Origin of the sequence: Brevibacterium antiquum CNRZ 918 (assembly GCF_900169145.1) — a bacterium.
Taxonomy (GTDB): Bacteria; Actinomycetota; Actinomycetes; order Actinomycetales; family Brevibacteriaceae; genus Brevibacterium; species Brevibacterium koreense.
On sequence record NZ_FXZD01000001.1, the window covers coordinates 177825 to 190646 of the forward strand.

Annotated in this window: 11 protein-coding genes; 6 read left to right on the top strand and 5 right to left on the bottom strand. The window is 62.6% G+C overall.

Annotated features, from left to right (window positions below; all coding sequences use genetic code 11):
- Positions 1-167: 167 nt before the first annotated feature.
- The 3 genes from BANT918_RS00750 to holA are packed head-to-tail and all read left to right on the top strand — an operon-like array spanning position 168 to position 4367.
- Positions 168-1067 (top strand): ComEA family DNA-binding protein, encoded by a 900-nt coding sequence (locus BANT918_RS00750; protein WP_101618532.1) that lies wholly within the window; start codon positions 168-170, stop codon positions 1065-1067.
- Between the two features lie 40 nt (positions 1068-1107).
- A complete protein-coding gene (locus tag BANT918_RS00755) occupies positions 1108-3342 on the top strand; it encodes a ComEC/Rec2 family competence protein (RefSeq protein ID WP_233429196.1) in 2235 nt (744 codons plus the stop codon).
- A 41-nt stretch (positions 3343-3383) separates the two neighbouring features.
- Complete coding sequence (holA, locus tag BANT918_RS00760; protein ID WP_101618534.1) at positions 3384-4367, top strand: DNA polymerase III subunit delta; 984 nt, start codon at positions 3384-3386, stop codon at positions 4365-4367.
- A gap of 131 nt (positions 4368-4498) precedes the next feature.
- Here the strand turns inward: holA and rpsT are convergent, their stop codons facing one another.
- From rpsT to BANT918_RS00775, 3 genes are all read right to left on the bottom strand, one after another.
- On the bottom strand, positions 4499-4759 hold the full coding sequence (gene rpsT, locus BANT918_RS00765) for a 30S ribosomal protein S20 (RefSeq protein WP_101618535.1): 261 nt from the start codon (positions 4757-4759) through the stop codon (positions 4499-4501).
- Positions 4760-5018: 259 nt separating this feature from the next.
- Positions 5019-5600 carry a type II toxin-antitoxin system PemK/MazF family toxin gene (locus BANT918_RS00770; RefSeq protein ID WP_101618536.1) on the bottom strand — a complete coding sequence of 194 codons (582 nt, stop codon included), beginning with the start codon at positions 5598-5600 and terminating at the stop codon, positions 5019-5021.
- Positions 5601-5611: 11 nt separating this feature from the next.
- Positions 5612-6379: an endonuclease/exonuclease/phosphatase family protein gene (locus BANT918_RS00775; protein ID WP_101618537.1), complete on the bottom strand. Its 768-nt coding sequence runs from the start codon at positions 6377-6379 to the stop codon at positions 5612-5614.
- Positions 6380-6572: 193 nt separating this feature from the next.
- Here BANT918_RS00775 and lepA point away from each other — a divergent pair, with 193 nt between their 5' ends.
- On the top strand, positions 6573-8444 hold the full coding sequence (lepA, locus tag BANT918_RS00780) for a translation elongation factor 4 (RefSeq protein WP_101618824.1): 1872 nt from the start codon (positions 6573-6575) through the stop codon (positions 8442-8444).
- Positions 8445-9677 carry a radical SAM family heme chaperone HemW gene (hemW, locus tag BANT918_RS00785; RefSeq protein ID WP_101618538.1) on the top strand — a complete coding sequence of 411 codons (1233 nt, stop codon included), beginning with the start codon at positions 8445-8447 and terminating at the stop codon, positions 9675-9677. It begins immediately after the preceding gene.
- A gap of 108 nt (positions 9678-9785) precedes the next feature.
- Here hemW and BANT918_RS00790 read toward each other — a convergent pair whose 3' ends face one another.
- Together BANT918_RS00790 and BANT918_RS00795 are read right to left on the bottom strand one after the other, a co-directional pair.
- A complete protein-coding gene (locus BANT918_RS00790) occupies positions 9786-10544 on the bottom strand; it encodes a DUF4870 domain-containing protein (RefSeq protein ID WP_101618539.1) in 759 nt (252 codons plus the stop codon).
- Positions 10545-10667: 123 nt separating this feature from the next.
- Entirely contained in the window at positions 10668-11531 is an 864-nt protein-coding gene (locus BANT918_RS00795; RefSeq protein WP_101618540.1) for a DUF3097 domain-containing protein, read from the bottom strand.
- A gap of 141 nt (positions 11532-11672) precedes the next feature.
- Between BANT918_RS00795 and hrcA the strand changes: the two genes are divergently transcribed.
- Positions 11673-12743 (top strand): heat-inducible transcriptional repressor HrcA, encoded by a 1071-nt coding sequence (gene hrcA, locus BANT918_RS00800; protein ID WP_101618541.1) that lies wholly within the window; start codon positions 11673-11675, stop codon positions 12741-12743.
- The last annotated feature ends 79 nt before the right edge of the window (positions 12744-12822 follow it).

A 12822-nucleotide genomic window follows, 5' to 3' on the forward strand; every position in this document is an offset into this window, starting at 1 on the left:
CTGACCCGCGTCGACCGTCTGTTTCGTGCGTCCAGCATCACTTGAGTGCGTCGAACTGTGGACGCCTGGTCGACTCATGTGCGTTCGACCTGTGGACCCTCGCACGGTTTCCACAGGCGATATTCCGGCACTGGTGTGGTCGGTGCATTCGCTCATAGCTTGTCGACATGGCTGTCTCTCCCGATGATCGCTTCGCAGGCCTCATCAATTCCAGTGCCGAACGCGGCGGATGGGTTCCGGGAGACGTCTTCGGAAGCGACAGCGAAGGCGAAGAAGAACCGGTTGAGCCGCGCCGAGTGCGCCTGCCCATCCTCGTGGCATTGGCGGTCGCGACCATTGCTGTGCTCGTCATCGCCTTCCTCCTCTTCCGGCCAGCCCCCCAGCATGCCGCCACCGAAGAACAGGTGGGTTCTGCCGAAGGGGGTGGCGCTGACTCAGGTAGCGGCACGGCCTCCGGGGGCAGGGCAGCCACGACTGCGACGCGGGCGGGAGTGCCGCCGGGACAGGACCAAGAAGCACAGGCCGAGGCCACGTCTGCGACTCAGAGCACCGAACCCGGCCGGGTCGTCGTCCATGTCACCGGAGCGGTGCACAGACCCTCCGTCGTGAGTCTGACAGCCGGTGCCCGTGTCCAGGACGCAGTGGAGGCAGCAGGCGGACTGAAGGAACTCGCTGATGCGGAGGCGATCAACCTCGCTCGCGTCCTCCAAGACGGTGAGCAGATCCACATCCCCGCTCACGGTGAGGAACCAGTACCCGGTCGGGCTGATTCCGACAGCCCCGCATCGAATGCGGCAGGGGGAGCAGGGTCCGGCAGCGCGGGAGACAGCGCAGCGGGCGCATCCGGTGGTGAGGGACCAGATCCGAACCCGAGCGCAAAGGTGGATCTCAACACCGCTGACCTCACGACCCTGGAGACACTGCCGGGAGTCGGACCGGTGACCGCGGAGGCGATCATCGCCCATCGTCAGGAGCAGCCCTTCACCAGCGTCGAAGATCTGCTGCTTGTCCAGGGCATCGGACCCAAGACATTCGAGAGCCTCAAAGACCGTGTCTCGGTCGGGTAGGACCCGGCGAGGCAGAGCCGATCGGTCGACGGCTCAGCGCGTGGGAGATCGGTGGAGGGCCGGAGTCAGCTGGGTGGCCTCGGCTGCGAAGGTCTGGCCCGGATCTGTCCGCCTGCTCATATGTGCGCTGGGCCTGTGGATCACCGCGCTGCTGGCACCCGGATTATGGGCGCTTCTTGCCGCCCCGATCCTCGTCGGCCTCGGCTTCCTCTGCCTGCGCAGACACCATCACCTCGGGGTGTTCCTCATCGTGTTCACTTGCCTGCTCACGGTGCAGACCACCATGCTCTGTGCCGGGAGTGGAACTGGGGAAGTCACCGAAGTGGAGGGCATCGTGGTCGGTCACAGCCAACCGGGGGCTTCGGGCTGGTCTCGGCTGACGGTGCTGACTTCAACCGGTGTCACCGAGGTGCTCAGCCCCTCCGCCCCACCCGAAGGTTCGCACGTGTCTATGCGCACAGACGATCTCGAGGACATCCGCATCAGCAGCAGCGATGCGAGGGTCCTCCGCGCACCGAACACCCTGTGGCGGTGGCGCGGCGACCTGCGCATGCAGCTGCGGCATGATTCCCTGGCCTCAGGACACAGTGGTGGTGCACTGCTGCCAGGACTCGTGGTCGGAGACACCGAGCCGCAGGATGCACGAATGGAAGACGACATGCGCGTGGTGTCCCTGACTCACATTTCTGCCGTTTCAGGCAGCAATGTCACGATCGTCAGCCTCGGCGCAGGTCTGCTTGCAGGACTGTGTCGGGCCGGTCCCAGAATCCGCGTCTCCGTCGGGGTGCTCACCTGCGTGGGGTATGTGTTCGTGGTCGGATTCGAACCCAGTGCCATCCGCGCGGCGGGAATGGCGATCGCGGTCGCTCTCGTCTTCCTGCGTGGGGGAGGGATCTCACCGGTGGCGGTGATGAGCTCGACCGTGTGCATCCTGCTCAGTGTGGTTCCCGTGCTGGCGACCTCGGTGGGTTTCGTACTCTCCGTCGTCTCAACTGCCGCAATCATGTTCATCGTCCCGATCATTCTGCGGCGTCTGAGCACGCGGCTGTCACTGGTCCCCGCCCTTGTCATCAGTGCCCTCCTCGTGCCCCTGGTTGCCCAGCTGGCGTGCACACCAGTGCTCGTGGCGATCGACCCCCGGATCGGGCTGTGGTCGGTGGCGGCCAATGCTCTGGCCGCACCCGCAGTTCTGCCGGCCACGGTTCTCGGGTTCCTGTCGCTGGTCTGCGGGGGCCTCGGGCTCGTCGGTGTCCCCGGACTGCTGTGGTGTGCTCAGCTCCCCGCCTGGCTCGGTTCGCTGTGCGCATGGTGGATCGTGGCCGTGGCCAGGGTCTGTGCGGGACTGCCCGGAGCAGCCCTCGACTGGCCGGAACCGCCGTGGGGGACACTGGCCGCGCTCGGGCTCCTCGTCGTACTGGCCGCAGGCACCTGGCTGATAGTCCGCAGAAAGCTGTGGGGAGTCCCAGCAGTCGTCCTCTGCATCTGTCTGAGTGCACTGATCATCGTCGTCGGACGGACGAAGCCACCGGCAGATGACTGGTTGGTGATGATCTGCGATGTGGGGCAGGGGTCGGCAACGCTGATCAACCTCGGCGAGGGCCGTGGGCTTCTCGTCGATACGGGGAAGGACCCGAAGCCCGTCGACGTGTGCCTAGACGACGGCGGGATTGAGGAATTCGACCTCGTCGTCTCCCATTTCGACGCCGATCACAGCGCTGGGTATATCGGAACCACGTGGTCTCGGACTCTGCACCAACTGTGGGTGTCCGCCAACGTCAGCGGGGGAAACGAGGTGCGCGGCATTGTCGGCGACACCGGCGCCGAGGTGGTCCCCACAGCACGTGGACGCACGTTCGACGCCGGTGGGGCCCGAATCGAGGTGCTCTGGCCGCCTGCGAAGGAGACGGAGGGGACCGAAGTCCGCAACGAGGACTCTCTGGCCCTCAGGGTTCAACAGAAGGGACTGAGCTACCTGGTCCCCGGCGACATCGGCGCGGATGAGCAGTACATCGTGGCCCAGAATCTTGACCCCGTCGATCTGCTCATCGCTCCCCACCACGGCTCCTCCGACCTGTCGGAGGACTTCTTCACAGCCGCAGGCGCTCGCCTCGGAGTGATCTCCGTGGGGGAGAACAGCTACGGTCATCCCACGCCCCGGGCGCAACGAGCCTTCGGCCCCGTCCCGGTTCTGCGCACCGACCTCTGCGGCACCATCGCCGTCTATGCGAACGCACAGTACAGCACAGGACGCGGCTGCGTCGGTCACGTCGGTTGACTGACGCGCACCGTGTCCGCGGCTGACGATAGGCTTGGGCCATGGCAGTGAAGAAGACCCTGATCCCGTGGAGTTCCGCGAAGCCCGCGCCCGTAGTGATGATTTCCGGAAACGAGCCGGTGCTCATCCGCATGGCCAAGGATCGGATCGTCACCGCCGCACGGAAGTCCGATCCGGAGGAGATTGAGTTCGATGCCGCCGGCTACCAAGGCGGAGAGCTGCTCATGGCTGCCTCGCCGTCCTTGTTCTCCTCCTCGAAGCTCATCGTCGTCGACAGTGTTGAGAAGTGCTCGGAGGCATTCCTGGCTGATGCGCTCACCTACCTCGATGACCCCAATGACGATGCCGTCGTCATTCTTCTTCACGGCGGAGGGAATCGGGGCGCGAAACTGGTCAAGAAGATCGAAGCCAACGGGTTTCCCCGAGTCGATGCGGCGGCACTGAAGAATGAGAGCGACCGCGCCAAATTCGCCCAAGGTCGGTTCAAGGCAGCGAAGAGGCAGATCGACGAACCCGGGATGGCGGCACTCATGTCTGCGCTCGGGGCGGACCTGTCCGAACTCAATGCCGGTGTCGACCAGCTCGTCGAGGACACAGAGGGAACCATCACCGCTGCGATCGTCGACCAGTACTACGGCGGTCGGGTGGAAGCCACTGGCTTCAAGGTCGCCGACGCAGCAGTCGGGGGCGATGCGAAGAGCGCGCTGAGCCTCCTGCGTCACGCACTGTCGACCGGTTCCGACCCGGTGCCCCTGGTAGCGGCCGTTGCGATGAAATTGCGGGGGATGGCCAAGGTTCAGGGTTTCTCGGGATCGAGTGGTGAACTCGCGTCAGAACTGAAGATGGCCCCTTGGCAGGTCGACCGTGCCCGACGCGAGGTGCGCCGGTGGAACGAAGTGGCCCTGGGGCAATCATTGATCGCGGCGGCAGAAGCCGATGAGGCGGTCAAAGGCGGAGGCCGTGATCCGGTCTATGCGGTCGAATGGTTCGTCTCCGAAGTCTGCCGGTTGGCTCGCCAACGGTGAGTGGTGCAACGCGGCCCAGCTGGCCAGCACACCTAGCGAACAGCTGCAGGGTGAGCCGCCGAACCGTGAATAGTTGAGGGGCCCGATCCAAACGGATCGGGCCCCTCGAAGCTATAGCCTCAGTGATCGACTCAGAGAGCGTTGATCTGCGTGGCCATTCTCGACTTGCGGTTCGCAGCGTTGTTCTTGTGCAGAACACCCTTTGAAACAGCCTTGTCGAGCTTACGGGCGGCAACAGCATATGCTTGCTGTGCTTCGTCCTTGTTGCCGGCAGCAATGTTCTCGCGGACGACGCGGACGTGTGACCGAACCTCGGACCGCACAGCCTTGTTGCGCTGGCGAGCCTTCTCGTTGGTTTCAATCCGCTTGATCTGTGACTTGATATTAGCCAATTTCAACACTCTTTCGTGTTAGTGGAACATGGTCGTGAGGGCACATCTGATCGACGTATTCATCTCCGCGGGGAAACACATCGATGATATCGAATCTGATGGCATCTTCACCCGACCTAGGCGAGACACACGCCTTTGATGAAGATACCTGATCAACGATACAGGCTGATCCCGTCAGGCAGAAATTGTCGGTGCCCTGATCTCGGCTCGGCGAGGGGGTCAAACCGCCGAACGTCTCAGCTTCGGCTCGGGCTCAGGCTCAGCTTGGGTCGACGTTCTCTGCGACCTTTTCGAAGATACCGCGGGGCATGATCGAGCCTTCGCGGCGGATGGACTGCGGATCGAGACGGATAATACGGTCGAGACGGATCTCAGAGGGCCTGCCCCGAGAATCCCAATCTCCACTGCCGATGTTCATCCACCGGGCGTGGCGGTCTTCGCGGACCTCTCCGATTCCACCCGGGATGTGATCTTTGCTGGTGAGCATGAGTGCCAGAACCCAGCGACCGTCCTTGCCGACGATCAGGGAGGGTCGGTCCTTGCCCTGGGAATGGTCCTCTTCGAAGGGAACCCATCCCCAGACGACCTCACCTGGATCGGCTTCGCCGTCGAGGTCGGGTGCATAGGAGACGTTGACCGCTCCGCGGTAGTCACCGGGATAGTCGCCGTCCCTCGCCGAGGCGGAGCCGGAGGACCGTGCATCACCCCGCGAGGGGCTGCTCGGGCGAGAGCCTGACCCCTGTGGGCCCGCCTTCTTCTTCGCCTGTGATTCCCTGAGGAATTTGAAGCCTTCGTTGACGCCGATCTTGACGACGCGATTGACCAGTGATTTCCAGCTCATGTACGCCAATCCTAGTCGACGTAGCTCAGGACCGCTTCGACCGGAAAATGGTCGGACGGGTACTCACCGTCAGTGCAGAAGGTGTTGATTCGAGTCGACACGGTCCGCAGATCAGCAGTGGTGAGGATCCAGTCGATGCGGCCATCACCGGCCTTCGGTCCCTGGTAGCGGTGGAAGGTGCCGATGTTCTGGCTCGGGGCGACTGCAGCGGTGTCTGTGAGTCCCAGTTCTGTGCAGAAATAGTCGTAGACGGGCGAGCCGGCGGCGACGTTGAAGTCTCCTGTGACAACAGACGGGCCGGTCGTCTCAGCGAGGTGACCGGCCATGATCTTCCCTGACTCCAGGCGTGCCTCCTCAGACTTGTGATCGAGGTGAGTGTTGAGTTGGCGCAACGACTTCCCCGTGACACGATCCAGAAAGTCGACGACCGTCAGGGTCCGGGCGTGGGAGACGCCCCAGGATTCGGAGGCGACTGTCTCCGGCTGTTCAGACAGCCAGCTGATGTCGACGGTGTCGACGGCGAATCGCGACGAGTCGTAGATGACCGCGGTGAACTCACCCGAGTTGCCGCCTGAATGCCCCTCACCCAACCAGATGTACTCATCGGGAAGGAGGCTGATGAGCGTCTCGAGCTGATCGAGCTCACCTTCCTGCGTGCCGATGATGTGAGGGTGAGCCTCGGTGATGAGTTCGGCGGCGATGGGCAGACGCCTGGCCACGGGATGCCCGTCCATCGCGGGGTATCTGAGGTTGAAGCTCATGATCGAGAAATCGTTCATGGTCCAATCGTCGCCGATCAGTGCCGAAACTGCCGCTCAGTGCCCAAGATGGGCGGATCGGTACCTGGAATCTCAGGGAGTTCGAGTCGGTTCGAGGAAGCGCCGTCCTCATGCGCCGGGGCGCGGAGGATTCCAGTCTGGTGCGCAACCCATGGAACAATGGAAGTTCTGGTCTGTCGAAGGAAGGGCGTTCATGTCACCTCAGGTGAAGCCGCAAGCACTCGAACGGATTTCGCCGTCCGCTACATCACCCGAGTTGATCCGCAATTTCTGCATCATCGCACATATCGACCATGGCAAATCGACCCTGGCCGACCGGATGCTCCAGGTTACCGGGGCGGTGCAGCCGCGCGATATGCGAGCTCAGTACCTCGACCGGATGGACATCGAACGCGAACGCGGAATTACGATCAAATCCCAGGCAGTGCGCATGGCCTGGGAGAACGAGGGTGCTCCCTATGCACTCAACATGATCGACACTCCAGGCCACGTCGACTTCAGCTATGAGGTATCCCGGTCGCTTGCCGCGTGCGAGGGCGCTCTGCTTCTCGTCGACGCCGCACAGGGCATCGAAGCCCAGACTCTGGCCAACCTCTACATGGCCATGGAGAACGATCTCGCGATCATTCCCGTGCTCAACAAGATCGACCTCCCCGCTGCACAGCCTGAGAAGTACGCGGAGGAGCTGGCCAACCTCATCGGCTGTGAACCCGAAGACTGCCTGCTGGTGTCGGGGAAGACCGGCGAGGGCGTCGACGCGGTCCTTGATCGCATCATCTCCGACATTCCTGCTCCAGTCGGCGACGCCGAGGCGCCGCCACGAGCCATGATCTTCGACTCCGTCTACGACACGTACAGGGGCGTCGTGACGTATGTGCGCCTCGTCGACGGTGCACTGCATCCTCGCGAGAAGCTGACGATGATGTCGACAGGCAGCACTCACGAACTCCTCGAGATCGGAGTCTCCTCACCGGAGCCGAACGCCACGAAGGGACTGGGCGTCGGCGAGGTCGGATACCTCATCACCGGCGTCAAGGACGTCCGCCTGTCCAAGGTCGGCGACACGGTCACTCTGAACTCTGCACCGGCCATGCAGGCGCTCGAAGGCTACAAGGAACCCAAACCCATGGTGTATTCCGGGCTCTTCCCGATCGATGGATCGGACTACCCGGTGCTGCGCGATGCGCTCGACAAGCTCAAGCTCAACGACGCCTCGTTGGCCTACGAGCCGGAGACTTCTACGGCACTGGGCTTCGGCTTCCGCTGCGGCTTCCTGGGACTCCTCCACCTGGAGGTCCTGCGGGATCGCCTCGAGCGCGAATACGACCTTGACCTCATCTCCACCGCACCCAGCGTGATCTATGACGTCACGATGGAAGACGGGTCGGAGCTGGAGGTCACGAACCCGAGCGAGTATCCGACGGGCAAGATCAAAGAGGTCCGCGAACCGATGGTTCGCGCCACCATTCTCACCCCGAGTGACTACATCGGCGCGGTGATGGAACTGTGCCAGACACGTCGCGGCAACCTTCTGGGCATGGACTACCTGTCCTCGGACAGGGTCGAGATCCGCTACCGACTGCCCCTGGCCGAGATCGTGTTCGACTTCTTCGACCAGCTGAAGTCCAAGACCAAGGGCTACGCCACACTCGACTACTCCGATGACGGCGAAGACGCAGCAGATCTGGTCAAGGTCGACATCCTGCTCCACGGTGACCAGGTCGACGCCTTCTCTGCGATCGTCCACCGCGACAACTCCTACTCCTACGGTGTGGCCATGGCCGGCAAACTGCGCAAGCTGATCCCGCGCCAGCAGTTCGAGGTGCCGATCCAGGCCGCCATCGGTTCGCGCATCATCGCTCGTGAGACCATCCGCGCCATTCGCAAGGATGTGCTGAGCAAGTGCTACGGCGGCGATATCAGCCGTAAGCGCAAGCTGCTGGAGAAGCAGAAGGAAGGCAAGAAGCGGATGAAGGTCGTCGGCAACGTCGAGGTCCCACAGGAGGCCTTCATCGCTGCACTGTCCTCGGATGATCCGGAGCCCAAGAAGGAATCCAAGAAGTAAGTGCCTGCACAACCGACTGGTGAGACTCCACCGCGTGACGGTTCGCTGCCGGCCTCGGCCGGGATCGGCGCGACCGCTCGCGGGCTGAGCCTCTACGTTCACGTCCCGTACTGTCGGGTCCGCTGCGGCTACTGCGACTTCAACACCTATACCGCAGAGGACCTGGGGCCCGGAGCCTCCCGCGACGACTATCGCAGCAATCTTGCCCGAGAGCTCGATCTGTCGACACGTGTCCTCGCCGAGACGGGGGCCACCGACCGCAGAGTGACGACGATCTTCTTCGGCGGAGGCACCCCGACGATGCTGGCCGCCGAGGTGCTGGCCGGGGTGATGGACGATATCCGTGACCGCTACCGGTTGGCACCGGACGTCGAGGTTACGACCGAAGCGAACCCCGACACATTGGACCCGACCTACATTGCGACCTTGGCAGCCGCCGGGTTCACTCGGATCTCCTTGGGTATGCAGTCAGCTGTGCCTCATGTGCTCGCGACCCTGGATCGCACACACGACCCGGAGAAGATTCCGGATGTGGCGAAGTGGATCAAAGAGGCCGGCCTGGAACTCAGCCTTGACCTCATCTATGGAACCCCGGGGGAGTCCATCGACGATTGGCGCAAGTCGCTGGAGGTGGCGCTGAGCAACGATGTCGATCACATCTCCGCCTATTCGCTCATCGTCGAGCCCGGCACGAAGATGGGGGCAATGGTTCGCCGTGGCGAACTGCCGATGCCAGACGAAGACGACCTGGCCGACAAGTATGAGATCGCCGATGCCGCCATGGCCGCCGCCGGGCTGCACTGGTACGAGGTCAGCAACTGGTCAACGTCAGCAGAGACCCGTTGCGACCACAACATGGCCTACTGGCGCAATGCCGATTGGTGGGGCTTCGGTCCCGGAGCCCATTCGCACATCGGTGGAGTGCGGTTCTGGAACGCCAAACATCCCCGTGCCTGGTCCGACCGGCTGCTGGCAGGTGAGTCACCTGCCATCGGACGTGAGGTGCTGGAGGAATCAACCCAGGAGATCGAGAGGGTCATGCTCGCAGCTCGAATCGATTCGGAACTGCCTCTGGACTCCCTGGGTGCAGGCAGTGATAGGGCGATCAGAGGATTCGTCAAGCAGGGACTTCTCGATGGTGACGCCGTGGACGAAGGCGGCTTCGAACCCACCCTGCAGGGCCGGCTGATGGCTGACTACATGGTCCGCATCCTCACGGACTACGTGGACTGAACCGACACGAGGTCGACCGAACCTAGCGCAGAGAAGCCGCTGTCATCACATTCGATGACGGCGGCTTCTCCGTGCCTGAAAGATGGTCAGGTCAGGTGAGGGGCCTGATCACTTCACGAAGTTGAACACGAGCGGGAACTGATAGCCCTCTCCCTTGTTCCCGGCCACTGCGGCGATGATGTAGAGCACCGTGTAGAGAACCGGGACGAGGAACGCCAATAAATAGACGAAGAAGCCGAGGCCAAAGGTGACTAGCGCGAGGAAGAAGCCGATGACCATGAACACAATGACAGCCACAAACGTGGCGATAGCATTGGTGATCATGGCGTTGAGGCCCTGCCGCGAATGTTCGCGTACGTAGGGCGATTCGTCCTTCTTCACGAGGAACATGATGAGGGGAAGGAACCCGACGAATATTGACCCGAGGTGAGTCCATAGCACCGTGGTCCTCTCGCTTTCACTGGCCTGCCAGAACATTTCGGAGCCGGGACCGTAGGCGTTCTCGGGCAGCATCTGCGAGTTGAACATGGCCGGATTGCCGACTGGCTGCGCTGGACCGTAGCTATAGGGCCGTTGGCCGTAGGGCTGCTGGGCATACGGTTGTTGGCCGCTGTAGGCCTGCTGTGAACCGTAAGCGGCCTGTTGCTGCTGCGAGGCATAGCCCTGCTGCTGTGAACCGTAACCCTGCTGAGCTTGCTGGCCCTGCTGGGAACCGTAGTTCTGCTGAGCAGGGTTTGGCTCCTGGGCGCCGTAGCTATGGTTCTGCTGGCTGTATGGCTGTTGGGGTCCAGAGGCCTGAGAGTAGTTGGGCGGCATGGGACGCGACTGGTCAGAGCCGTTGTTCGGCTGCTGGGGGTTGTATGACATACGGGTCCTTTCAGAGCTTCTGGCCAATCACACTATCGGAAATGCCGCGGCCCCGAAGTGAGGAAAGCCCGAATCCTGTACCAGATCGATCACAATCGGCCGAGATCATAATCGGCCGAGGTCTCAGCCGACGGTGACGAAGTCGATGAGCTCTTCGACTCGACCCGAGAGCGTGGGTTCGACGTCGGCGATGGTGCTGACCTTGCCCAGGATGCGCACCCACCCTCGGGCCACGTCCCTGTGGTCGGCGTGCGGCCAACCGATGCGAGCCAGGATTCCCGTCTTCCAATCTTCGCCACGGGGGACGACCGGCCATTCCCTGATGCCGACGGCATGAGGCTTGACTGCCTGCCAGATGTCGACATAGGGGTGACCGATGATGTGGACGACGTCTCGATAGCGCGGATCACCACGCACCGCCTCGGCGATCTTAGATTCTTTGGTGCCGGATACGAGATGGTCGGCGAGGACACCGACGCGGTGGTCCTTGTCCGGACCGAACGCCGCGAGCTTGTCGGCAACATCGTCCAAGCCACCCAGCGGTTCGACGACGACACCCTCAATGCGCAGATCGTCACCCCAGATCTTCTCAACCAATTCGGCATCATGTTTGCCTTCGACCCAGATGCGGGATCCGCGAGCCACTCGGGCCCGGGTATCGCCGACTGCGCGTGAGCCCGAAGCTGTGCGACTGGGAGCCGATTTCTTCTTGGTCGGCAGCGTGATGTCGACGGGTTTGCCCTCAAGCAGGAAGCCAGGGCCCAGGGGGAATGCCCGGACTTTTCCTGCCCGGTCCTCAAGATTGACGACGACTCCGGCGGTCGTCTTCTCCGCGCCGACGACGGCGCCGACATATCCGCTCATCGCGTCTTCGAGAACCATTCCCAGCCCCAGTTCAACAGGTGTGGACTTCGTGGGCCGGTGCGAGGAGGGTGAGGAGCCTGCCAGTACATCGGGCCCGTAGCGATCAAAGGTATTCACGGTCAACTACCCTAATCAAGGACTCGGTCCGATGGGCGGTGACCCGCTGGGGCAGGGCCGAAAGTGAATTCGGAATCCAATAAGCGTAGAATTGGCACTCACAGCAGATGAGTGCCAAATGAGGTGCCGAAGGCAGGGAGGAGACGAATGAACGACAGCAGGCGAGCACAGGTTCTGCGTGCGATCGTCGAAGACTTCGTCGCCACCAATGAACCTGTCGGGTCGAAGGCCATCGTGTCGCGCCACACCCTCGGCGTCTCTCCGGCCACGATTCGCAATGACATGGCCCACCTGGAGCAGGAGGGCTACATTGCGCAGCCTCATACCTCGGCCGGTCGCATTCCGACTGACCTCGGCTACCGGATGTTCGTTGATCGCATCGATGACTTCAAACCGCTCACACACGCTGAGCGGCGTGCGATCTTCCAGCTCATCGATGGCAACGGGGACCTCGATGACATGCTCGACCGCACGGTGCGTGTACTCTCCGGACTGACCCACCAGGTGGCGCTGATCCAGTACCCAACCGTCTCGCGTGCCACGATCAAGCACATCGAGGTCGTGGGGCTGGGCCCCAACCGCATCCTCGTCGTCCTCATCACCGACGCAGGACAGGTCGAACAGAAGATTGTGATCACGCCGGGGATCGTCGATGACGAGGCGCTGCGCGGAATCCGCGATGAGACCAATGCCGAATTCTCCGGCCAGAAACTGTCGTCAGTGTTGAGCACAACCACGCCCAGTGCTCCGGCTCAGAGCGTGGACGGCACTCAGACAGAACCCGTCGTGGGAGCCAGCCCGGGCGGGACGGACGTCGCCGCAGCGCTGGCGCAGGTCCGCTCCGCCGTCACGGATCTCGTCGTGGCCACGCGTGAAGAGCGCATCATCATGGCCGGCACAGCAAACCTGGCTCGCTCCGGCAGGGAATTCGGTGAGAAGATGGCACCGATCCTCGAAGCATTCGAAGAGCAGGTCGTACTGCTCAAGCTGCTGACGTCGATGGCTGAGGATCACGAGGAGATCAGCGTTCGGATCGGCCGTGAGAATACTCACGAGTCATTCAGCTCGACATCCCTCGTAGCCGCCGAATATGGTCATGACGCGGGGTCCTCCGCGCGATTGGCTGTGCTCGGGCCGACCCGGATGGACTATCCGACGACGATCACAGCTGTGCGGGCCGTGGCGAAATACGTCTCCGCTGTCCTCGACCAGGGCTAGATGCACCGACACGAACGCACAACGCACAGCGCAGACAACCACCACAGTGCGAACAGGCACGACAACGCGAACAACGCAC

What these genes read in the sequence shown, in the direction of transcription:
- BANT918_RS00750 (WP_101618532.1), top strand. Translation starts at nt 168, where the DNA reads ATGGCTGTCTCTCCCGATGATCGCTTCGCAGGCCTCATCAATTCCAGT.
- holA (WP_101618534.1), top strand. Translation starts at nt 3,384, where the DNA reads ATGGCAGTGAAGAAGACCCTGATCCCGTGGAGTTCCGCGAAGCCCGCG.
- BANT918_RS00770 (WP_101618536.1), bottom strand. Translation starts at nt 5,600, where the DNA reads ATGAGCTGGAAATCACTGGTCAATCGCGTCGTCAAGATCGGCGTCAAC.
- BANT918_RS00775 (WP_101618537.1), bottom strand. Translation starts at nt 6,379, where the DNA reads ATGAACGATTTCTCGATCATGAGCTTCAACCTCAGATACCCCGCGATG.
- lepA (WP_101618824.1), top strand. Translation starts at nt 6,573, where the DNA reads ATGTCACCTCAGGTGAAGCCGCAAGCACTCGAACGGATTTCGCCGTCC.
- BANT918_RS00790 (WP_101618539.1), bottom strand. Translation starts at nt 10,544, where the DNA reads ATGTCATACAACCCCCAGCAGCCGAACAACGGCTCTGACCAGTCGCGT.
- hrcA (WP_101618541.1), top strand. Translation starts at nt 11,673, where the DNA reads ATGAACGACAGCAGGCGAGCACAGGTTCTGCGTGCGATCGTCGAAGAC.